This is a genomic window from Microbacterium radiodurans (assembly GCF_008710705.1).
Classification (GTDB): domain Bacteria; phylum Actinomycetota; class Actinomycetes; order Actinomycetales; family Microbacteriaceae; genus Microbacterium; species Microbacterium radiodurans.
In genome coordinates this window covers 806440-830199 of record NZ_VYRZ01000002.1, presented here as the reverse complement: position 1 = coordinate 830199, position 23760 = coordinate 806440, and the positions used below count along the sequence as shown (strand labels likewise).

13 protein-coding genes, 1 tRNA gene and 1 pseudogene are annotated in these 23760 nt (G+C 62.0%); 9 read left to right on the top strand and 6 right to left on the bottom strand.

Annotated elements, in window-relative coordinates; all coding sequences use genetic code 11:
- Complete coding sequence (locus F6B42_RS09780; RefSeq protein ID WP_150419425.1) at nucleotides 1-807, top strand: DUF4184 family protein; 807 nt, start codon at nucleotides 1-3, stop codon at nucleotides 805-807.
- On the opposite strand, the gene F6B42_RS09775 is transcribed toward F6B42_RS09780, so the two are convergent.
- Nucleotides 808-1173: an RNA-binding S4 domain-containing protein gene (locus F6B42_RS09775; protein ID WP_150419424.1), complete on the bottom strand. Its 366-nt coding sequence runs from the start codon at nucleotides 1171-1173 to the stop codon at nucleotides 808-810.
- Between the two features lie 22 nt (nucleotides 1174-1195).
- On the bottom strand, nucleotides 1196-1813 hold the full coding sequence (locus F6B42_RS09770) for a GNAT family N-acetyltransferase (protein ID WP_150419423.1): 618 nt from the start codon (nucleotides 1811-1813) through the stop codon (nucleotides 1196-1198).
- A gap of 198 nt (nucleotides 1814-2011) precedes the next feature.
- Here F6B42_RS09770 and F6B42_RS09765 point away from each other — a divergent pair.
- A tRNA-Pro gene (locus F6B42_RS09765) sits at nucleotides 2012-2085 on the top strand.
- A gap of 174 nt (nucleotides 2086-2259) precedes the next feature.
- On the opposite strand, the gene F6B42_RS09760 is transcribed toward F6B42_RS09765, so the two are convergent.
- Together F6B42_RS09760 and F6B42_RS15075 are read right to left on the bottom strand one after the other, a co-directional pair.
- On the bottom strand, nucleotides 2260-3402 hold the full coding sequence (locus tag F6B42_RS09760) for a tyrosine-type recombinase/integrase (RefSeq protein WP_150419422.1): 1143 nt from the start codon (nucleotides 3400-3402) through the stop codon (nucleotides 2260-2262).
- 342 nt (nucleotides 3403-3744) lie between these two features.
- Entirely contained in the window at nucleotides 3745-4041 is a 297-nt protein-coding gene (locus tag F6B42_RS15075) for a hypothetical protein (protein ID WP_191089324.1), read from the bottom strand.
- 205 nt (nucleotides 4042-4246) lie between these two features.
- Here F6B42_RS15075 and F6B42_RS09750 point away from each other — a divergent pair, with 205 nt between their 5' ends.
- Nucleotides 4247-7396, top strand: a complete 3150-nt coding sequence (locus tag F6B42_RS09750) for an SIR2 family protein (protein ID WP_191089323.1) — start codon at nucleotides 4247-4249, stop codon at nucleotides 7394-7396.
- Nucleotides 7397-7408: 12 nt separating this feature from the next.
- On the opposite strand, the pseudogene F6B42_RS14990 reads toward F6B42_RS09750, so the two are convergent.
- Nucleotides 7409-7492: pseudogene (locus F6B42_RS14990) on the bottom strand (DUF6112 family protein); the annotation flags it as partial.
- A 226-nt stretch (nucleotides 7493-7718) separates the two neighbouring features.
- Between F6B42_RS14990 and F6B42_RS09745 the strand changes: the two are divergent.
- The 6 genes from F6B42_RS09745 to F6B42_RS09720 all read left to right on the top strand — a co-directional run bounded on the left by F6B42_RS09745 (nucleotide 7719) and on the right by F6B42_RS09720 (nucleotide 20734).
- Entirely contained in the window at nucleotides 7719-10052 is a 2334-nt protein-coding gene (locus tag F6B42_RS09745) for an AAA family ATPase (protein ID WP_150419419.1), read from the top strand.
- Nucleotides 10053-10212: 160 nt separating this feature from the next.
- A complete protein-coding gene (locus F6B42_RS09740) occupies nucleotides 10213-13809 on the top strand; it encodes a hypothetical protein (protein ID WP_150419418.1) in 3597 nt (1198 codons plus the stop codon).
- Between the two features lie 393 nt (nucleotides 13810-14202).
- The gene (locus F6B42_RS09735; protein WP_150419417.1) at nucleotides 14203-15906 is read left to right on the top strand and encodes a YobI family P-loop NTPase; all 1704 of its coding nucleotides are present in this window, start codon (nucleotides 14203-14205) and stop codon (nucleotides 15904-15906) included.
- Complete coding sequence (locus F6B42_RS09730; RefSeq protein ID WP_150419416.1) at nucleotides 15843-17957, top strand: hypothetical protein; 2115 nt, start codon at nucleotides 15843-15845, stop codon at nucleotides 17955-17957. The genes F6B42_RS09735 and F6B42_RS09730 overlap by 64 nt, the downstream gene beginning before the upstream one ends.
- Before the next feature lie 19 nt (nucleotides 17958-17976).
- Nucleotides 17977-20253, top strand: a complete 2277-nt coding sequence (locus tag F6B42_RS09725; RefSeq protein ID WP_191089322.1) for an nSTAND3 domain-containing NTPase — start codon at nucleotides 17977-17979, stop codon at nucleotides 20251-20253.
- Nucleotides 20254-20305: 52 nt separating this feature from the next.
- On the top strand, nucleotides 20306-20734 hold the full coding sequence (locus F6B42_RS09720) for a hypothetical protein (protein ID WP_150419415.1): 429 nt from the start codon (nucleotides 20306-20308) through the stop codon (nucleotides 20732-20734).
- A 460-nt stretch (nucleotides 20735-21194) separates the two neighbouring features.
- Here the strand turns inward: F6B42_RS09720 and F6B42_RS09715 are convergent, their stop codons facing one another.
- On the bottom strand, nucleotides 21195-23735 hold the full coding sequence (locus tag F6B42_RS09715; RefSeq protein ID WP_150419414.1) for an excinuclease ABC subunit UvrA: 2541 nt from the start codon (nucleotides 23733-23735) through the stop codon (nucleotides 21195-21197).
- Nucleotides 23736-23760 lie beyond the last annotated feature (25 nt).

The following is a 23760-nucleotide window of genomic DNA, read 5'->3' as shown; positions in this document are numbered from 1 at the left end:
ATGCCGTTCACTCCGAGCCACGCCGTCGTCGCGCTGGCGGTGGTCCGCACGGCGCTTGTGCCGGCGGCGGTGGCCGTCGGCGCGATGGCGCCGGATCTCCCGCTCTTCGCGCGGGGGATCGGCATCACCTACGCGCAGACGCACGCCTACCCGTGGCTGACGGTCGTCATCGCCGCAGCGCTCCTGCTCGTGTGGTGGCTCGTGCTGCGACCGGCGGTGCGCGAGCTCGCTCCGGGCTGGCTCGCCGGACGGCTGCCGACGCAGTGGGATGCCGGCGGGGTCGACGCCCTGCGGACCGTGCGGGGAGGTGACGGCCGGGCGCGCGCAGCGCTAGTCACGGTCGCGCTCGTCGTCGTGTCGCTGGCTCTCGGGGTGCTCAGCCACATCGCGTGGGATGCCTTCACGCACGAGGGCCGATGGGGTGTCGAGCTCATTCCGGCTCTCGCCGAGCGATGGGGGCCGTTGCACGGCTACCGGTGGTTCCAGTACTCCTCGAGCGTTCTCGGTCTGGCCGGGCTCGCGGTGGCGGCGGCGGTCTGGCTACGCACCCGGAGGCACGGTTCGGTGCGGCGGGTGCTTCCCGGCATCGTGCGCGTGATCTGGTGGGCGTCGCTGCCGGTCGTTCTCGTCGTCGCGATCGCCGTCGGCTTCATGCAGTACGGACCGCTGACCGCGGAGTGGACCGCGCAGCACCTCGCATACCGCGTGCTGCCGCCGGCGTGCGCCCTGTGGGGCGCGGCCACGCTGGTGCTGTGCGTCGTCGTGCAGTTCGCGCGCCGGCGAAGCGCGCCCACGCTCATCCGGTAGTCACCCGCCGCGGAGACGGTCGATCTCGCGGCGCTCGCGCTTCGTGGGCCGGCCCGCGCCGCGGTCGCGCACGGCGAGCATCGCGGTCGGCTCCCGCGGCGGCGTCCGATCGTCGAGCGCGGTGGCGGCGACGGGTGCACCGACCCGCTTGGTGAGGGTCTGCCGGACGATGAGGATGCGGTCGAAGCCGGCGATCCGCACGCGGAGCTCGTCACCCGGCCTCACCGACTGCGACGCCTTCACCTTCTCGCCGTTGACCCGGACGTGGCCGGCACGGCAGGCGGTCGTCGCGGCCGAGCGGGTCTTGTAGATGCGGACCGCCCAGAGCCACGAGTCCACGCGGACGGGGGCGTCGGATGCGGTCATGCATTCCATTCTCGCCGAAGCGTCATCGCCGCTCTCCGGCCCTGGTCTTGTTCGCGTTGGCGAGGTGGAGCGCGACGACGGCGACGTGCGGCTTCGGGCGGGCGATCTCACGGAAGCCGGCGGTCAGGAACGTGGAGATGGCGCCGTGATACAGCTCGTTAGAGGTGACCTTGCGTCCGGCATCCGGATCGACGGGATAGGCCTCGATGACGCGCGCGCCGTTCTCGCGCGCGAAAGCGATGGCGGCGTCGAGGAGTCTCGCGTTGAGACCCGTGCCGCGATGCTCTTTGCGTACCGCGAAGCAGCTGACGGCCCAGACGTCCTGGTCGCCCCAGGGTTCTTCGGTTGCGCCGGCGTACGCGCGGGTCTTGCCGAGTCGCACCTGGCGCGTGCGCGGCCCCACGCGCACCCAGCCGGCTGCGTCGCCGTCGACGTAGGCGATGAGGCCGGGGGAGGGCGCGGCATCCACTTCGGCGCGGAAAGCCGCTGCGCGACCGTCGATGTCGATGCGCTGGAAGTCCGCGTTCGTCATCGTCCACCACTGGCACTGACACTCGTGCCCGTCGCCGCCGCCGCTCATCGCATGCTGGGCATCGCTGAAGCTGCCGGGCGTCACCGGCACGATCGTCGTCTCGGTCATGTGGGAACGCTAGCGCGGGCATCCGACAGCGGCAACGCGCCCGGCCGCGCGCGGTTCGCGAGAGCCCGGCCGACCCGTTAGGATAGGGGAGTTGTCCGCGTGCGGACAGCGGACCGGGATGTGGCGCAGCTTGGTAGCGCACTTGACTGGGGGACACATTGTCCTCGACGGTCGAGAACAGCCTAGATAACTCAACAACGGGATGTGGCGCAGCTTGGTAGCGCACCTGACTGGGGGTCAGGGGGTCGCAGGTTCAAATCCTGTCATCCCGACAGAAAAAGCCTGATGGAACGGCATTTCCGAGTGTCCGATTTCCGCGGGTATGCGTCGGACGAAGGCCGATCCTGTGGTCCCGATTTGTGCTTTCTATGTTACGGGATGTCGAACCTCACGGAACTCGCATGGTCCCAACCTGTTCCCAAGCCCCTGACCCCCACGAATCAAAGTCAAGTGGTGTAAGAGCTCCATCTGAGATGCTGGCTCGTCCGTTCCGCGGCGCGCGTGAGCTCGGTGGTGTCGGCGTGCAGGTAGCCCTTGGTCGTCTCGATCGAGGCGTGTCCGAGGATGTCACGGACGATGTGAAGAGGGACGCCGGCGTTGGCGAACCATGTGGCCCCGGCGTGTCTGAGATCGTGTCGTCGCAGACCGGGGTGGCCGAGTCTTTGCACCAGGTTGGTCCAGTCCGTTGCTCGCGAGAGCGTTCCGGTGGTGAGGACCCCGGCCCGGGGCCCTCGGAGCAGCGGCTGATCAAGTTCACGGTCCTCAGTTATGCGTCGGAGCACGGGCTCCAACGGCTTGAGGATCGGTACCCGCCGAGCGTGCCTGCTCTTGGTGGGCTTGAGGCATAGCCCGCCCGAACCGGGGAAGTGTTGCCGCGCGATGGTGACGAGACGGTTGTCCCAATCGATGTCGCTGACCACCAGACCCGCGACCTCGGACACCCGTGCCGCGAGAAGCGCGGAGAGGAGAACGAAGTCGCCATACGCCGCGTGAACACGACGGCACGCGTCCGCGAGGCTCTGAACGTCACCCAGGGTCGGAATCGTGCGCGCGAGATCTGCTGTCGACGACCGTGTCCGCCGTCTTGCGCGTGTCCGCGCGGGGTTCGCGGCGATGATCTCATCTCGCACCGCTTCGTCGAGCACCCGTATCAGTGCGGATAGCGTGTTCTTCAGTGTCGACGGCGAGCAGTCGCTTTCCCACCGGTCGATCGTCCTATCGATGACGGCGGTGCTGATCGATCGCACGGCCAGGTGCCCCAGGGTAGGAAGCACGCGAACCCTGATGCTGCCGCGATATCCGCTCGTCGTCGACGACGGATCGAGTCCCCGAAGATACCGGTCCCCGAGCTCGGCGACGTAGTCGGCGAGCGAGATCAGCGGATCGCTCGCGATGTGCGTTAGTGACTGGAGCTGTTCCAGGAACGCCCTGGCCTTGTCTTCGGTTTCGAACGTGGCCGAGTAGCTTCGCCGCTCGCGTGAAACGGGATCGCTCCATCTGGCGCGAGCGCGGAATCGACCATGGCGATTCACGACGTCTTGCGTGAGGTGTACTCCGATGGGCGGGACGTGACGGTGATTAGTGTTCATTCACTCGAAGTTGGCAGAGGGTCGCTTGCGCTCTGACAATGACGTTCCTGGAGCACGCATTCGGCAAAGCGAGCCAAGCGCCTATTGATGCTGCGGGCCAGGGTGCGCCAGATCGTCCGTAGCGATGGTGCCGGAATCCCGATATCGCCGAGTACCCGCATCATGTCGACTTTTGGATACCGGCTCGATACCCGCGCGAGCACGAGCTTGCGGAACTCGCTCGTTCCGACGTTCACCCGCGATCGGGAGCCGACAACCACCGATCCCCGACTGAACCCGGGAACACTGGTTGAAGATGTCCGGATCAAGCGTCTCCTGCCCGTGCAACTCGGCGATGTTCGCTCACGTGACCGTGATCAGCGCGGCCAGGCAAGCGTCGTCGTGAGCGGATCCGAGATGCTCCACGATCCGCTCACATCCCGTGGTGGCTCCTTCACCGATCAACACCGCGATAGAAGAATCGAGGAGATGAGAGGGGTCGATCCGGATGGCCAGTGAATGGAATTCAGATGGCGTGACGCTTCCCGAGAGGATTGAGGAAGCATTTTGGTCTGACAGGCTTGTGTTTTTCTGCGGCGCAGGTGTGTCGTCCGCGAAGCCTTCCGGACTTCCCGGCTTCAGGGGCCTCGCCGAGGACATCGCGCGAACGCTAGGTCATCCCGCTCTGGTTCCCGCGGATGAGAACGTGCCCGTGCAGTTCGATGTCGTCATGGGGCGCTTGCACGAGATCAGCGGAGACATCCACAGTCGAGTTAGCTCTCGCCTTGAAACCGCGATTACGCCGAACGCTTACCATCGTGATATCTGGCGGATCGCTGCGGCTCGGGGTAAGACGCCGAGGATCGTGACCACCAACTTCGATTTACTCTTCGAAGCTGCGCTGAACGAAATTGGTCTTGAAGCGTCCATCCATGTCGCACCGATGCTGCCGCTCGGAGACGATTTCTCGGGCCTGGTCCACCTGCACGGTGTGAAGAACCCCCCGCCTACGACACGTATGGTTCTCACCGATCGAGACTTTGGCCGCGCCTACATCACCGACGGCTGGGCGACGCAGTTCCTCACCCGGCTGTTCGCCGAGTACACCGTGGTGCTGATCGGCTACAGCGCCGAAGACACGATCATCCAATATCTAACTCGTGCATTACCGACTAACGGCGCACGGTTCGCTTTCACAAGGAGCGCTGACCACTACGAACTCTGGGGCAGGCTGGGAATCACCCCCATACCGTTCCCCTCTCCTCCTGAGGATCCCTATGGCTCACTGCAGTCGTTCATCGGGCACTGGAGTGACAGGTTGACCGCCTCGGCCAGCCAACGTTTCGATCAGATTACTGAGTTCGTCGCGCGGGGCCCGGAAGCTGCCGAACGGGAATTCCTCGGGACTGGCTGGAAGCTCAACGACCCCGAGCTCGCACGACACTTCCGCTTGAACGCCCGCTCGTCAGAATGGCTCAAGACGCTGGATAAGGTGCAAGTCTTGGACCAGCTGTTCGACCCCGACGGTGAACGAGACGCCGGGCTACAGGAGTGGTCCCAGTGGGTACGCGCATCGATCGACGATGACGACGGTATGGCGCTACTCACTGTTCTTGCCCGACACGAGGGGAAGTTGCACCAACACCTCTGGTTCCAGATCTGGCACAAGATCCTCGGTGACTTCAACGGCTCGCCACACCACCGACAGTTGATCTTCGTCCTCGCCGTCGCGCAGCAGCCCCAAGAGTCGGAACGCCTCTCAATGCTGCTGCCTCGCGTGGTGGACACGGATCCTGAGGCAGCCGAACTCCTGCTGCACCATATACTCACTCCTCAGCTTCGACTCAAAGTCCGAAGCGGCTGGGCATTCCGCGACGACTCTCTTGAAACGCGCCTCCGCTTGTGGTGGAGAACATCGTCTATCCGAGACGCATGGTCCAAGCTCATGCCGAGACTCTCGCACCGAGCACACCTGCTTTCCGTCGTCCTCGACCTCATTCGTACCGTCGAGAAGACCGACGCGTTCTTCACCGGCAGCGAGCGCGAGAATGCGATATCAGTACGCCGAAGCCAGGTCGAGCACGCGGAGCGGTACACGCGAGATGACCCGTACGTCCTCGTCGTCGACATCGCCCGCGACCTTCTCCGTGAGTCAGTGCGTGACTACGGTGTCTCAGAGGCGACCCGCTACTTGGATGACCATTCGGAGATGATCCGACGACTGGCGGTCGACGCGCTCGCCGAGGCCCGCAGCACCGAGGCCGATGCCCTCGTCAAGATCCTTATCCAGCAGGCTCTACCCTTCGAGTACCGGAGCAGACCTGAAGCGTTCAGGCTTATGGCAGCCGTCTACAAGAACACCTCCGCGCCCACGCGGCAGGCGTTTCTCGACTACATCCAAAGCGCCACCCACTCGGGACCTGACGTCGAGGTCAACGACTACGACCGATACAACGTCTTCGTCTGGCTCACAGGCACCGTCGCCGCAGACGACCCGGTCCATGCGCTTCGACACGAGCTCGAACGCGAGCATGGCTACAGGCCGGACGAGTTCCCCAACCTCACATCAGTCGTGCGGGTCTCATCTCGTTCCGATCCTCCCCGGGACGTCGAAGGCCGTTTCCGCTCGCTGCCCGTCGCGGCTGTCGTCCGTCGGTTGCTCGACGATCGCACGCTCCAGGACGAGTACTCGGGCGGGCCGACCCTCCGAGAACTTCATGACTACCTTGAGCAGACGCCCGACGCCGGCTTCCCGCTTCTCGATGAAATGGCCGCGCAAGGTGCATGGAACACATCAGCGTGGAAGACCGTTCTCCAGCATCTTGTCCGAGGGTCGAGCTGGACAGCGAGTGATGTCCTTCAACGTCTCCACCTGAATACCGAGAATGGACCAGAGATCGCCGCCAGGCTCGACTTCACCGTCGCCTACCCAGAGAACGAACTCAACGGCCCGCTGAACAACGAAGACGAGCGATCGCGCCTGCTTCTCGGCCTATGGCATACCGCTGTTCATGAGAACGGCGCGGACATCCCGACCGACGCATCAGACGCCCGATCAACAGCTCGCGGCTCCCTTGCGCGTTACTACACCGAGACGTTGCTTCGCGTCGCGCAACAACGCGGCGACGACGCCCGCATCCCAGTCGAAGGAATCGAAGGCCTGCAACAGATCCTGGACGCTCAGGATGAGAATCTCGCGGATCCGAGTCCGATGATGCTCACCGAGTATGCGTCCCAGCTTCAGTTCCGCGCACCGGAGTGGTTCAGCACACATCTTCTCCCGCGTTTCGCCGATCTCGGCGTAGCTCCCTACTCGGCAACGCTGTGGGCGGGGCTGCTCGCACGAAGATTCCCCGGAACCCGGCTTCGCGAAGCCCTGCGCGAAGAGATCCGCACCGCGTGGCCCCATCTGTCCAAGAGCATCCCTGGTTCGACGGAGGCTTTCATACAATTGCACGCCATCTGCTTCGCGTTCGATTTCGGGGCGTCTGATCCTGAGTGGGCGGACGCCTTCCTCGCCCACGCTCCTGAATCAGAACGCGAGCGATGGATACGATCAGTAGCCCACTACATCGATCAAGAAGGCGAAGTCGGGGAATTTCAAGAGCTCATCTTCGCCCACTGGAGGCACCGCCTCGACGGACAACCTCCGATATCCGAGACAGAGCAACGCGCGCTTCTGCGCTGGCTAACACTGCCCGGTATCGATGTGCCAAGGGCAGCGGAACTCTTCGTCCGCGGACCTGCCGTCGCTGTCCGCGAAGAAGACCTCTACGACTACTACGACCTCGAAGGTTTTCCGCATGAAGACCATCCCGCACACTACGTGCGCGTCGCGAACCATCTCATGCAGAAGAACGTCTCGCCACCGCCGTTCGTCGAAAAGCTCATCGCCGCGGCGGCCGAGATCGCGGAGACCGACCGACCTCTCGCGGAGAAGACCTTCAATACGCTGCTGAGCCTCGGCTACTCGCCCGCTCGAACGCACCTCGAGAACCTCTTGGATCCGTCGTGACCCCTGATGAGGTCACAGGGTGCCGCCGAGGTTCAGGAAGAAGTTCATCCAGACGGCGCCTGCGAGGGCTGCGGCTCCGAAAGCGATGAACACTCCGACCTCGCGGCGCTTGCCAGGGCGTCGGAGTTCTCAGCCGACTGGTCGTCGTCGGCCCGCGTGTCGGCTGGTTCGGGCGCCGCGGGTCCGCGATCCTGGATGCACGATGTCAATTCCACGAAGCTAGACGGTCAGCCGCAGGTTCCCGTCGGTCAGGAACCTCGATTATGAAGCACTGTCTCGCGCGATCCCGCGCCATGTCGCGCCCGCTCTCCGAGGTGTTGTGATGCGCAGGATCGTCAAGGTGCGGGGAGCGAATGACGCGGGCATCCTCGACGGATGGTCGATGTCCACATCGGTCGAGGACTTCTCGCGTGTGAACGTGATCTACGGAGGAAACGGCAGCGGCAAGAGCACCTTGGCGCGGGTGTTGTCGCAGATGACGCATGCTGATCCCACCGACGTCGCCCTCCAGGTCGATGTTGATGTACCCAGCGGAGGATCGCGACGAGTCGTGGATCGCTCGGATTCCTTCTGGTCCCGGCTCAGAGTGTTCGACAAACGGTTCGTGAAGAAGAACCTGCTGTTCGATGTGAATGGGCGAAGCGATGCTTTACCGCTATTGGTGTTGGGTGAGCCCAACGTCACAAGAGACAAGCGGCTCTCAGAGATCGACGTCCGCCTCGGGACCCTCACAGATCAGCTCCCCGCTGCGAAGAGCGCTGCGGAGAAAGCCACAAGTACGGCGAAGAAGCTCGCGACGGACACCGCACGGACGATCGGGCAGGAACTACAATCAGCAGGCGGACGTTACGCTGCCCGCAGCTACGACGCAAGGCGCGTCACCGAGTTACTCACCACTCTCGACCAGGTCACTGCTCGACGATCCGATACCGAGATCGCGACGGACCTTCGCTTGGTTCAGGGGCAGCGCATGGAGCCGACCGCCCTCGTCCAACCGGTCACGTTCGATCTCACAGCCCTGGAAGCTCAGGTCGCCGCGCTACTCGGTGAGACCATCACCAGTATCGCGATCGAAGAGCTCGCCGGTGACGCGGAAGCCGAACAGTGGGTGCAACAGGGCCTTCGGCTCCACGCGCACCGCGATGCGTGCCTGTTCTGCGCCAACCCACTCACGGCGGAGCGCAGGCAGGCTCTCGCGAGCCACTTTGATGAGAGTTTCACCAAGCTGCAGAACCGCATCAGTGTTCTTGACAGAACTCTGGAACGTGAACACGAGGAGTTCTCGTGCGCCCTCACCTCTGCACCTGATCGCGCTCTCCTGTACGCGGACCTGCAGGACGCCTACCAGGAGCAGCTTCGTCAGAGCACAGAAGACGCCATCGCGTACTGGGAACGGATCACCGCGCTGCGTACTCTGCTCGAGGCGAAACGATCAACACCGTTCAGCGCCGTCGACGCCGGCGATCTCCCCGGCCGAAGCGCGGTCAGCTACCTGAATCTCAACGAGGTGCTGGACCAGCACAACACCCGCTCCGCCGACTACCAGGAAGCTGTTACCAAAGCCGCTCGTCGCATCGAGCTCGCGCGGCTCGCCGAGATCGCCGACGCGCATCGCGAGTCTCTCACCGAAGGGGAGCAGCAGACGGAACTCGCCGACGCCCTCAAGCGTGAGCAGACCCAGCTCACTCAAGAACGCGAACGCATCAATGTCGCCGACCTTGACCCATCACCCTTGGCCGCGGAACTCACCCGTGACGTCGCGAGCCTCCTGGGTCGTGACGAACTGGAATTCTCTCAACGCGACGGGCGCTACTCCATCCAGCGCAATGGCCATCCAGCGACCGCGCTCAGCGAGGGCGAGCAGACAGCCATATCACTGCTGTACTTCCTCTGCAGCCTTCGCGACGAACAGACCCGCAAGATCACGGCCACCGTCGTCATCGACGACCCAGTCTCCAGCCTCGACCAGGAGATTCTCGTTGGCGCATCGAGCCACCTCTGGAGCACGCTTGTTGGCAATGGATCCACCCATCAGGTGATTCTCCTGACGCACAGCTTCGAACTCTTCCGCCTGTGGAGCAACCAGCTCGATCGCCTTCCTGGGAACGTCAAGAGAGACGATTGCCCCTACTCGATCTACGAACTCCGAGCCCGCTACGAGAACCTCCCTGGCGGGACTTCGGCACGCCGCCCCGTACTGCTCTCGTGGACGGACGAGAAATTGCGCGCCAAGCTTCGGTCTCAGTACCACTACCTCTTCTGGCGCATCGCCGATGTCCTGGACAAGGATGGCGTCGACGGAGATCTTGCGAGCGAACTCGAGGCGACAGCAATCATCCCGAACGCCGCCCGGCAAATGCTCGAGGCATTCCTCGCCTTCAAGTACCCCAGCAAGATAGGCGACTTCGAAGGATCCATGCGCCGCGCCTTCCAAGACCAGAGTGTTCCCGATCCGCTTCGCCAACGTGTTACCCGCTTCGTCCATCGCCAATCTCACAACGAAGAGGCAGACATCAGTCGGCCTGTCAAGATCGGTGAGGCGGTGACGATCCTTCGCTCCGCATTCGAGTTCATTAGCACCGTCGACCGCGGTCACTTCGACGAGATGTGTGCGGCCCTTGACCTCGACGCCGCGAAGCTACTCGCATTGCCGTGACCGATGTAGGGAGATCTATGCAAGTGACGACTCAGGAAGGAGCCGTTCTCAAGCGGATGTCTGCCGACGGTATACACGTTCCGGTTGACGGTTCGGATTTCACTCCCCATAGTTTCAGAACCCGTGGCGCTATGCCTCTTCCTGTGAGGATCATCGGTTCATGGCCGGCATCCGCGTAGAAGGCGTTCCCCAGCGTGTGGACGGCCCATCGCTTGTAGCGGCTGCATCCGGGTTGATGCTTCTCCCCACAAACGCGTCACGATACGTCCGACTTCATCGACTCGCCGCGCTGGGGATGGCGTTGCCCGACCATGGGGCCGGCGCGGTAAGCCCGAGTACAATTCGATCTATTCTGAAAAGGGATGACGTTGGAGGGCCACGCATCCTGATGCTCGAAGACCCATATTCAGAAGTGCTTGTGCAGAGCATCACTTTCAGCGGCGGGCCCTACCTCGTATCTGGCGGCTCTGGCGAGCACAGCGTCTCCGATCTCGAGAATCTCATCGACGCGGCGTTCCGTGACCCGTGGATGCCGAGAGAGCTACGAGCGCTCGCACGCCAGCTAGTCCAGGGCTTGCTCACCGTGAGTGACATTGTGCTCAAGAGGGCAGGGCTCGCACGTGGCGCCGAACCAGCAGGCTCGGCACGGACTCCGGTGGACGTACCTGGAGCCGCCCGGTTGAAGGAGCTCGCTGACGCAGCGTTCATCTCGAATGAAGAACTCGATGCTCACGGCCGTTGGCTCCGTGTGGTGGTGGACACATTCGCGCTCGATCCTGGCCACCTGAATCATCCTTGCCAAGACGATTACACCGACGACCGCCTTTACGAAGCGCCGTTCCTCAGAACCGCAGACGGATACCGAGTCGTCTTGCCGCTTGACCTTGCAATCTCTATCCGGTTCCATCTGCTTCGATTTGTCGAGCAGGAAGCTCAACTCGCAGAGTTTGGGAAGCGCTGGCGGCAGGCTGCCTTGCGGCGGTTCATGAGGCTCTTGCCTTCAGATACTTCACTCGAAGAGTTGGAGCACCGCGAATCTTTCAGCAGGTATCTCATCAGCATTGATGGCAAGCGTGACCTTCACTTGGTGCTCGCGACAGATCCCCTCGTCGACTGGGAAGCGGAGATCTGGGGCCAATACAACACGCGCCCAACGCTGGAACAGCTCGCGGATTTGATGACCCCCGAAGCTAGAGCGAGCTACTCCTCGGCTGAGGATATGATCCACCTGGTGATCACTGATAGTCCGGGACGCGGTGCCTTCTGGGGCGTGCCGAATGTGGAGGATTCGGACCCGATGCTGATAGCTCGTTCCGATGATCTTGAGGTGATATTGCACCAGGAACCGGATGGTTTGCTAGGACTGCTGTTGTTTGCCCAAGCTGTCGAGAACCGCCCGGGAGAATCGATGTCGTTCAGCATCCTCGACGAGTTCAGTTCATATGCTCAGAACGACAAGTCCTTCTACCTATCCGACGACCGGCCAGCCACCTTCACCGCTTTCCAGACGGGAGACGGTCTCTCTACGATATTAAAGTTCTCCAAGGAGACGGATCGGCACGGTGTGGTCGTGCCTGTTCCCGGTGCTCCGATCATCCAGGTACAGCGCCGATACGAACTGGATGCGCCAGAGATCTTCATCACTGTCCCGAATACTTCCTACATCGGATCTGCAGTCGAGCTCGAACATCAGACAATCTTAATCACTGTCGACCCTGGCGTCGAAGGGTTTATAGGTGTCGAAATCGATCTACTTGATTGCGTGGCCTACTGGGTTCGTGAGTGCGCAGCGTGTGCAGCAGTGATGTCCGCTTCTGATACCGAAGAACTCGTCTTGCTGGTGAGTGATCCGGAATCATGGAAGAGGGCCGATGTGCGGTCCACGACGGACTCGGCCGTGCGCGCACGACCGACAGATCGAGGACTTGTCCTAGAGTTCACCGAAACCTTCGCAGCACAGCTCCAACAACCCAAGAACACAGCAGAACGTGAACTTGTGGCGGTACTCCTAACCAGCCTGTTCGGAGCCGTCGGCGATGATCTCGCGAGGATGCTCGACCTAATCGCGCCCGAGGGCACGAAGCGAATGATCAACGTCTTCAGCCAGGACCGCTCGCCCGACATGCTGGCGGAGAACCTTCCTCGCCCACTGACAGGCCATGAGCAGGTCGACGCCCAACTGCTGGACGGCCTTGGTGAGTGGCTAAGATCACCCGAAGGCGGTGATCTCTCCACAGGTGTCTTCGATGAGAAGGACCGAGTTCGAGTACTCAACTCTGCTGTTTCCCACCTTTTCAAGTTGCTCGAAGATGACATCGCAGTATTCGATCGAAACAACCTGATCGACTTTCTGGTCTCCCAGAACGAATCGCTTCTGCACAATGCCAGACTCAGCAACACGCTGCTAGCAGCACGCTTGGCATGCTTCGGAGAACAGTCACATACAGTCACAGAGCTCGTAAAGCATCGGAAGGGGATCGCTGCCGCACACAGAGCGAACCGATTCCTGATCGAATACACCGCAGCGCAGCCTCCTGCCGGAGCGCGCGATATCACCATCCTCGACTACTACCGCATTCTGAGCATCGCTAAAGAGATCGGTGAGCGAGGAACGATCTCAGATTTCCTCCACTACGACCTTGCCGACTTCCAGGTCTCAATCCTTGGATCGGGTCGACTTGGTGTCAGCCGGGAGCAGCCTGTGATAGCGGCGATGGAGAAGTATGCCGCCAACTCAGGCACGCGCTCAGTTCGTAATGCTCTACGCGGCGATGCCTATGAAAGCTCCTCCCAGTTCGACGGCGACGCATTCATTGCAAATAGCAGCCAAGCCATGAGTGCAGAGTTCGGATTCACCCTCGCTGAACTCCGTGAAGTGTGTGGTGGCTTGCTCGACTTGGCCACAGCAGATCGGGTTACGCGCATCGATCGCGCTACCAGCATCACCAAGATTGCAGCGAATAGAAACATGTCTCAGGAAGCGGTGTCTACAGTCATCTCCGCGATCACGCTCACGCCACGGTCGTCCTTCCTCAGTATCGGACAAGACGCCTGGCCATGGCGCTTCAACCGAGACATGTCATACATCCGTAGGCCATTGGTTCTTCAAGGTAACGACCTGGTGTTCGGATTCCGAGGTATTTACAGATTGGGCGTTTACTGGGCAGACAACCTACTTTCGGGCAGGCTGCAGGGCCGGGCCAAGAGTATCGAGATGCAGCACTTCATCTCACGGGCCAGAGGCAAAGTTAACGATGACTTTGCTCGTTCTGTGGCGGCCCGATGTCAGAAGCTCGGAATGGACGTGCGAGTCTCGGTAAAGAAGATCGGTAAGAATGTCATCGCCGACTCAGCAGGGAATGAGCTTGGCGACGTTGATATCCTCGCGGTTCACCCCAGGACCCGATCCATCATCGCTATCGAGGCGAAGGACTTCGAGATTTCCCGCACTCCAGCGGAGATTGCCAACGAACTGCAGAAGCTCTTCTTGGGAAAGAAGAACAAGAAGTCCACCGCAGAACTTCACAGCAGGCGTATCGATTGGTTAAGAAAGAACCTTCACGAGGTGGTCCCAGCTTTGGGACACGGCAATGACGGATCAGGGTGGCAGGTAGTCGGGGCGGTGGTCACGAGTGACCCCTTGCTCACTCCTTTGCTTCAGGCGAGCCCGTTTCCTGTGATCCCGTTCGATGATCTTGAACTTGACTCCCTAAACCTCAGTTCGAGAGGTCGCACTCGACGAAGCAACAGAGGCTGACGGAAGTGAGAACGAAGCAATATCTTCCGCGTGGGTCTGCTGCACGGATAGGTCAAGATGTCACCTATTCCTACAGCAGACCCGGGCGTAAAGGGCCGGATCCATCCTCAGCGATGCCGGTCCTTGTGGATCTTATGCAAGGGGCGTCAACGCGGATATGACTAGCCACATCCCGCGGGCATCCTGCGATCTGGAACTTCTTCGATGTGCCGTGTACGTCGGTGGCAGCGAGATTACGGCAGAGCGAGTGAGACCATGCGGGAAGGAACCCCAGTGCTGAACGAGTCTGGCGATTCAACGTCGAACGAGACGCCTACGACAACCGAAGCCGTTACGTCACCGCGTTTAAAGTGGCAACCGCTTCAAGATCTGGCTCCGCATTACGTGCCATCCGTGCACGCGGGGTACCTTCGTGCACTCCTTGAAGGAATCGAAGCACGTCAGGCGACGAACATTGCCTTGTCCGGGCCTTACGGTGCAGGAAAGAGCAGCATCCTCCAAGGGCTCACGGATAGATACCCAGACCAGACGATTCAGGTATCCCTTGCGACCGTGCGGTCCTCCTCCGCGAGTTCGGCAGGCAAGGAAGTCGCGGAGCCCTCGGCCAGTGACTTGCAGAAGGAGATCGTCAAGCAGATCCTTTACGTCGTTGACCCTTCCAAAATGCCTGCCTCGCGGTTTCCGAGGACCAGCAAGTTCCGGTGGTTCAAGAGCCTTGGCTGGGCACTGCTTGCAGGGGCGGCCGGTGTCGCCGTTCAATGGATCATCACGCTGGTTGTCGCATCTCTTCAACACGACTCGACACTGACTTGGCGTCCTGAGCTCTACATTCCGACCCTGGTGGGCGTCGCGCTCGTCGCCCTGCTCCTCCTGCGAATCACGAACGGCCGCCTTGCGATCAGTGACCTCGCAGCCGGACCGGCCAAGCTCACGCTCGCAGACAAGAGCGGCAGCTACTTCGACGACTATCTTGACGAGATCGTCTACTTCTTCCAGGTCTCGAAGACACGCATTCTCGTCCTTGAAGACATGGACCGCTTCGACAACGTCGAAGTCTTCGAAGACCTGCGCGCACTCAACGTTCTGCTCAACCACTCAGCACAACTGAACGCGGAACGACTCCACGGTAAGACGGGCAGCTTGTGGGATCGCGTCTTGAAGCGCAGGCCATGGAAGAAGGCCGAGAAGCTCAATTTCGATGAGCTAGAAAACTTGGAGGAGATTCCCAAAGGGTTTCATCATGGGCCCATCGTTTTCGTGTACGCGATCCGCGACTCCCTCCTGGCCAAGACTGTCCAAGCCACCGGAGACGTGCAACATGACGCTTTCAGCCGAACAAAGTTCTTCGACCTGATCGTTCCGGTCGTCCCCTTTGTCACGGAGCAGAACGCCAGAGGAGCCCTCAAGAAAGAACTCGAGCTGCTCGCTGGAGTTCCGGTCAACGGGTCTGCAGAAGCAGAACCAGGCGCAGAGGAGCGCGCCCGAGTAGAAGGTCGACCTTCCCAAGGTCTCGTTAGGAGGATCGCTCAGTACTTTCCTGATCAACGACAGATCCGCAACATCCGCAATGAATTTGCGATGTATAGAGACCGCCTGCTGCAACCAGGACTCCACCCCGAAGAGCTCACCCCCGATCGGCTCCTCGCCCTGGTCCTATACAAGAACCTGGAAGTAGCCGACTTCGAACTGATTCGTCTCGGCAAGAGCAAACTCCATGTCCTGCTGTGGCTGAGTAAGGCGCTGGTTCTCGAGAATCTAGAGCGCATCAACCTCCGGCTCAGCCATCCATCTGAAGAAGCCCAACGCGATCAGGCTGCTGCACTCGCAGAACAGATACTGACAAGAACCAATGCGCTCGGCGCAGTCTTCGAAGAGGTCATACCGGCTGGCCCGTACTCAAGCACCAGATACCGGGCTTTGACCCTTGAGGAACTCAGCGACCTGGAGCTATGGAGGAGGGTCGCGGCAGGAGGATCAGTCCCGTACAACCAGGGAAGGCGCTGGATCGTAAAGCCATTGAGGCGGCCTTCTCGGTGTCGTTGTCTTTCGCGGAGTCGACGGCAGTCCCGCTCGCTGCTGACGAACGTAGGCGTTTAGAAGCAGACCGTGAATCGCTGGAGTCGGCAACCTGGCACCGGTTGTGGGAGCTCCCGCAATTCGTACTCAGCGCCGACTCCAACGCGTGGCCCAAAGGTCGCGAGCCGGGTGAAGCGTTGTCGTTTTCTCAGATCGTCATCGCTGAGGTCGGCGAGGGACTCACCTCTGACCTCATCGCATCCGGTCATCTGACCCAGAACTTCGCACTGCTCAGCGCCCACGTCGATGTACAGTTCCTAGGAATCGAAGCGCAGAACTTCATCCAGAACTCCATCGAGCACCCCGGACGCACTCCACTTGCGCCCGTATCCGAAGGTGCAATCGGTGAAGTCCTCGAAGATCGCACGCCTCTCGTTCTCGAACGCTCGGGCATGGTCAACATCCATGTCCTCAACTACCTCCTCGTCCACGCTCCGCAAGAGTCGCGCCGCGTGATCGCGCAGCTTCGGGGCTGGACTAACGACGACGAAGCCTTCATCCGCGACTTCTTCAGCAGATACGGGAACCAAACGAACAATGCTGCGCTTGGGGACGCGATCGCCTATCTCGCAAGCCTCACAAGCGAAGTGATTCGCTCGATCATCAACGACCAATCCCTCTCGGACGACCGCAAGGCCAGTCTCTTCGAGGCAGCCCTGGCGGGATCTCAAAGCGAGCAGTTCTCGCGCTCTGTAGCAGGAGACGAGGGGGTGCGACTCTACGCGCAGCAAAACCATCACCGGTTTGGCTCCCTTCGTCGAGACACTCCAGAGAGCACTACTGCTGCGTCGCGTCTGGTTATGTTGAAGACCGCGATCGACGACCTCGAGCCACTTTCCGTCTCAGTACGCGATCTCTTCGTCGAACAGGGACTGTTCGCGATGACCGTCGCGAATCTGAGTGTCATCGTTGGGCGCGAAGAGTCCACATGGGTCAGCTTGGAGAAGCTGAAGACTTCGCCGACTGCTTACAACTCCACGTTGCCACGCATCGGGGAGTACCTCGAGCTGCTCGAGGCTCAGGAGACGGGCGACGAGACGCCGAGTGCCGAGACGCCTATGGAGCTGGCAGAGATTTTGGAGGACCTCCTGGAGGAGCTTGGCGAAGGCGAGGAACTGCAACTCCGGGCCGTAGCGCAGAATGCTCTGCCGTCCATACGTGTGCTGGACATCATGCAGAACGCAGAGATTGTGCAGGAAGTGCTACTGCTCGAGCATCGCGCGGAAGTCTCAACCTCCAATTTGCTGTCGCGGTTCAGCGCCAGCGGTGCGGTGACCGAAGGTATCGCCACCGCACTCCACGATGTGCCCCGGCTAAAAATCAGCGATGACACGGACCTCTCCGCATTCGTATCGTCCGTGCTCCTCGCCACTGCGACTTTCCCGGATCTCCTGACAGACGACGTATTGAGCGACCTCGTCGATCAATTACAGGAGTACTTTGAGATCCCCGCAGATACCTGGCTGAAAGCCACACCACCGGTTGCGGTACGCCTGATCAATGAGGAGTGGGGAGAACTGGACGAGCTTCGAGCTACAGCCGACACCGCAATTGACTGGAGCGTCAGAGAAGCTCTGCTTGTGAAACGACCCGCCCCTAACGCTTCCGAGATTGGCGAGCTCGTCAGCCCCAACGACGTCACCGCCTTCTTGAAGAGCGAAGCGATTGATGTCAACGTGCGGGCCTATGTCGGTGACTATCTCAGCAGCCTGCTGACCTCAACGCAGGCAAAGCAGAATGCCAATGCAATCGCGACCTTCTTCAATGAGCGAAGCATCAGCCTCGGTCTCAATGAAATTCACGCGCTCGCAGTGGCAGGTGCTTCGCGAGCAAGCCTGATTGCACTGCTGAACACGACCGAGGCTCAGGACGCATTCGCCGCTGACCCGGCTGCGACGCTCAGGATCTTGGGCGGCAAGTACGCAGCAATCGTCGATATGGCTTTCGTATCCCCGAAGTTCACTCCTACTGCTGAACACCACAGCTTCTTGTCCACTCTGGAGAAACTCGGCATCGTACGACGTCTCTCAACCAAAGCCGACGGCATGCTCCGTATCAGGCGCGTCAAGTAGCAGGTTCCGAATTTCCAACATGATCAGCTACGACCTACACAAGCTCGGATGGCGTGCGTTCCAAGATCTCAGCGCGGTCATCCTGCAACACGCGCTGGGGCAAACCTTCCATACCTTCGCCGATAGCAACGACGGCGGCCGCGACGGCGCGTTCTACGGTGGCTGGCTGGCAGGGAACCTTGACTCGACCGCGAGCCTCCCGAGCAGCTTGGCCGATGCGGCAGCAGTGGTGGCACAGTGCAAGTTCAGCGCCTCTGGCGTCGGTACGCTGCCTCCCAGCGGCCTTAAAGATGAGTTGGTGAAGGCTGAAAAGCTGCACGCTGAAGGCCATTGCGATGCCTACATCTTGATGACCAATCTTCGAGTGTCGGGCGACACCGAAGCCTGGCTTCGCTCTGAACTTGCTGATCGAGGAATCGATCAGGCGATAGTCCTCGACGGAAACTGGATCTGCCAGCAGATCGCCATTCGACCAGCATTGCGCAGATATGTCCCTCGGGTCTACGGGCTCGGCGACCTCAGTCAGATCCTTGACGAGCGACGACTTGCGCAGGCCGAAGTGCTACTGGCCAACCTCGGACAAGATCTCTCGACATTTGTTCCCACAGCCGCCTATCGACAAGCAGCGGATGCACTGGCCAATCAGGGGTTCACGATCCTGCTCGGAGCGCCCGCAGCAGGGAAATCCACCATCGCCGCCACACTGTCGGCTGCCGCGCTGGACGAGTGGGGCTGCGGTGTGCGCAGAGTCGACTCAGCCGCGGAACTCATCGAGTCTTGGAACCCACACGAGCCCGACCAGCTCTTCTGGGTCGACGATGCCTTCGGGGCGATCCAACACGATCAGCAGCTGACTGATCAATGGTCGCGGCGTCTCGACCAAGTGATGACAGCGATCAGTAGCGGAGCAAAAGTCATCCTGACCAGCCGTGACTACATCTACCGTGAAGCGCGCCGTCACCTGAAGGACTACGCCTACCCGCTACTTCGTGAGCAAGCTGTAGTGGTCGATGTCGAACAGCTTTCGGAAGAGGAACGCCGCCAGATCCTCTACAACCATCTCCGAGCCGGGGACCAGCCCGAGAGCGTCCTAAAGAACTGGCGGCCTTACTTGCAGAGCGTCGCTGCTTCGCGAGCATTTCAGCCAGAGATTGCTAGACGCCTGGGGCGCAAGGCATTCACAAGCCGGATCCAGTACGGCGGACAGCTGCTTGACTACGTTCAGCACCCGCTCGACTTCTTGACCGATGTGCTCAATCAGCTCGAACCGGCCGCTCGAGCGGCATTGGCCTGCGTCTACCTCTCGGGCGGCGGGTTACCTTCTCCAGTCAAACTATCCGACCAGCAGGCGGAGACGGTCACTCAACTGGGAGCTACAACACCGGAGGTCATGCGGGCTCTCGGACATCTCAACGAGACCTTCTTGATGTTGCCAACTGATGCACACGGTGGTGCGAAGTGGCGCTTCCGGCACCCGACGGTCCGGGAAGGCTTCGCAGCTTCGATCGCAGATGACCCGAATGTGGTGCACATCGTTCTGAGCGGACTCACTGACGATGAACTTGTCAAACAGGTGGACTGCGGAGGGACCGAAGCAGGCACACTGATCACAATCCCAGCGCACCTCTACCCAGACGTTGTCGCAAGGACACCGCTCGCCCCCGCATTAGCAAACGACAGATGGTACAGCCCGCTTGCATCGTTCCTGAACCACAGAGCTTCTGATGATTTTTTGAGCCTGTGGGCTTCGAACAACGCAGAGACGCTACCCGGACTCCTCAAGTTTGAGTCCTACAGGAGCGCTTCCTGGCGGCCTACACTGCTGGCGCGACTGCACACCGCACAGGTACTTCCGCAGGGTTTGCGCGAACGTGCGGTAGAGCTCCTTGAGCGTCAAGCAGTTGAAGACTTTGAAGCCACATGGCTTGACTCCGACATCGTGGACCTCTTCACACCGGCCGAACGACAAGCGCTTCTCGACAGGTTCGCCAACGAAGCACTACCTCGGATCGATTACTTGATCGACGAATCTGCTCACGGGTATCTCGACGATGTAGGTCCAGCTGAACGATACGAACACGCACGCGAGACGGTCACCGCATACCTCGAGGTCTTTGAGGAGGACATGCGGGACACCAGGCGCCTAAACGAAGCACTCAGTGATATCGAAGATAAAGTCGCTCAAGCTGAAGAGAGCTTTGAGCCCAAGACCAGCGACTCCTTTGCCCCAACCAAGCATCCCGCGACGGCCCCGACCCGGCGAGACCAGTTCGACGATGTCCACGTAGGGCATTGATTGTCACTCCTGAATGCCGGTCCAGATTCGCAGGGGCCTGTACTACCGGGGAGTGAAGACCCGGTACGGCATGACGCGTCCCCGCGTGGACGATGTTGCTTGGGAAGTGCTCGGTGAGACCGGCAGCGGACCGGCGGGCTACTCCGCTGCACGCGAGTGGGGCGTGACGACTCAGATCCCGGCGTCATTTCATGTCGCAACTCTCTGGCCGACGGACCCGATCGTGGGCCTGACACAGCACTCGAGGCGGAACAGAGAACGGGCAACGCTCACCCCGAAAGAGATCGCCCTCCTCGAACTGCTACGAGCGCCCGACGTCTACATCGAAGCCGGATGGGGTGCTCTGGTCGAGCGAGTCTGGGACGCGCTCGACCAGAGCAAAGTGCGCGAGGGAGTTCTCCATGTTGCTGTCGCCGGGGAACGGAACGTCGCCACGCGGGAGAGCTTCGACAGACTTGTCGCCGATCTGACTGCCAAATGAGGGCACCAGTTCGGAGCGGGTGGACGTGCTCCGAACAACAACTCTTTTACGAAGAGCTCATCGAAGTGAACACCGCCGTTGGGAGAACGCTCCGTGCCTGTGATGTCTTGTCGGGAGTAGGGTTCCCGGGGCGTACCTGATCGGAACGGAGCCCGATCGAGACCCCTCCATAAACCCCACGTAAACCCCCGACGGATCAGCGGTCGGCTACCAAGAGCCGGGACCTGGCCGGGGCCTGACGCATGCAAATCATGCAATCCATGACGTGAAATCGGGCTTCCTGAGGCGCGGAGATGCCCGGAAAATCAAGGAATCTGGTGGAACCGTCTACCTGGGGGTCAAGGGGTCGCAGGTTCGAATCCTGTCATCCCGACCGGTATGAAGAGGGTCCGCCGAGAGGCGGGCCCTCTTCGCATTCGCCGATCGGTGCCTCCGTCCGCTGCGGAAGTCCGCGGCGCGCTCAACGCGCCAGGAGGCGTGCGAGGTACGGCGCGGTGCGGCTGCCGGCCGCGTGGGCGACGGCATCCGGTGTTCCCGATGCCACGATGCGCCCGCCGGCGTCGCCGCCGGAAGGTCCGAGGTCGATGACCCAGTCCGCGGAGGCGACGACGTCCATGTCGTGCTCGACGACGATCACGGTGTTGCCCGCATCGACGAGGGCGTGCAGCTGCGTGAGCAGCAGCCGCACATCGGCGGGGTGGAGTCCGGTGGTCGGCTCGTCGAGCAGGTAGAGCGTGTGGCCGCGACGGGCGCGCTGCAGCTCGGTGGCGAGCTTGATGCGCTGGGCTTCACCGCCCGACAGCTCGGTTGCCGGCTGGCCGAGACGCAGGTAGCCGAGCCCGACTTCGCGCAGGGTGCGGAGACTCCGGGATGCCGTCGGCACCGGTTCGAGGAAGTCGGCGGCCTCCTCGACGGTGAGGGCGAGGACGTCCGCGATGCTCTTCCCGCGGTACTCCACCTCGAGCGTCTCGTCGTTGTATCGCGCACCGTGGCAGGTCGGGCATCTTCCGTAGCTGCCGGGCAGGAAGAGCAGCTCCACGGAGACGTACCCTTCACCGAGGCAGGTCTCGCAGCGACCGCCGGCGACGTTGAACGAGAACCGACCGGCCGTGTAGCCGCGCTCTCGGGCGAGATCCGTACCGGCGAACACCGCGCGCACCGCGTCGAACAGACCCGTGTAGGTCGCGAGGTTCGAGCGCGGCGTGCGACCGATCGGCTTCTGGTCGACGCGGACGAGCCGGTCGATCTGCTCGAGACCCGCCACCTTCCGCACGGTGGCGACGGCGGCTCGCGAATCGGGAGGCATCGCGTCGCCCGGCCCCGCGGCATCCGTCGTCTCGTCGTCGGACTCGTCGGCCGCGTCGCCCGCGCGAAGGTGCGCGGCGACGACGTCGCGGACCGCCCCGCCCACGAGCGACGACTTGCCCGAGCCCGATACGCCCGTGACGGCCACGAAGGCTCCGAGCGGGAACGCCGCGTCGACGTCGTCGAGGTTGTGCAGTGACACGCCTTCGAGGCTCAGCCAACCGCTCGGGGCGCGCACAGTCCGCGTCTCGGCGGCGTCCCGGTCGCCGTCGGTGAAGAGGAACGGCCGTGTCACGGATGCCGCGACAGCGGCGAGGCCGTCGACCGCGCCGCTGTAGAGGACCTCGCCGCCACCCTCTCCCGCTCCCGGTCCGACGTCGACGATCCAGTCGGCGCCGCGCACGACGTCCATGTTGTGCTCGACGACGAAGACGGAGTTGCCCGAGGCGGTCAACCGCTGCAGCACGTCGAGCAGCGGCTCCGCATCCGCGGGGTGGAGTCCGGCGGAGGGCTCGTCGAGCACGTAGACGACGCCGAACAGGCCCGATCGCAGCTGCCTCGCCAGACGCAGACGCTGCATCTCGCCCGGTGACAGGGTCGTCGTGACCCGACCGAGTCCGAGGTACCCGAGCCCCAGGTCGGTGAGAACCTCGATGCGGGCCAGGAGGTCGGCGGCGATGGCCACGGCGACGTCGGTCCGCTCGCCGGAGGCCGACGTGGGGAGTGCGGGCGCAGCATCCGTCAACGACGCCGTCGGACGGAGGACCTTGGCCAGTTCGCTCATGGGCAGGGCGTTCAGCTCCGCGATGGTGCGGCCGGCGAAGGTGACGGCGAGCGCCTCGCGGCGCAGCCCCGAGCCACCACACAGCGGGCAGACACCCGTGCGGACGAACTGCAGCACCCGCTCGCGCATCGTGGCGCTCTTCGAATCCGACAGCGTGTGGAACACGTACTTCTTCGCGCTCCAGAACATGCCCTTGTAGGGCTTCGCAACGCGGTCGCGCTGCGGCGTGATCTCCATGACCGGCTGCTCGTCGGTGAAGAGGAGCCACTCGCGATCCGCGGCGCTCAGCTCGCGCCACGGACGATCCACGTCGTAGCCGAGGGCGATGGTGATGTCGCGCAGGTTCTTCGCCTGCCACGCGCCCGGCCACGCGGCGATGGCGCCGTCCCGGATGCTGAGGGACGGATCGGGCACGAGCGTCTCCTCGGTGACGGTGTGCGCGACACCGACACCGTGGCACTCGGGGCAGGCGCCGGCGGCCGTGTTGGGGGAGAAGGCGTCGGAGTCGAGCCGCTCCGTGAAGCCCGGGGGGAATGTGCCCGCGCGGGAGAACAGCATCCGCAGCGAATTCGACAGCGTCGTGACCGTTCCGACGCTGGAGCGCGAGCTGGGTGCGCCGCGGCGCTGCTGCAGCGCGACGGCCGGCGGCAGACCGGTGATCGAGTCGACGTGCGGGTTGTGGCCCTGCTGAATCAGGCGACGCGCGTAGGGCGCCACGGATTCGAGATATCGCCGCTGCGCCTCGGTGAAGATCGTGCCGAAGGCGAGCGACGACTTGCCCGAGCCCGAAACACCGGTGAACGCGACGATCGCGTCGCGCGGCACATCGACGTCGACGTTGCGCAGGTTGTTCTCGCGCGCCCCGCGGACGCGCACGAAGCCATCGGGTGTCGCGCGGCTGGTTTCGGGCATCGATCAAGCCTACGCGTCGTCCGCT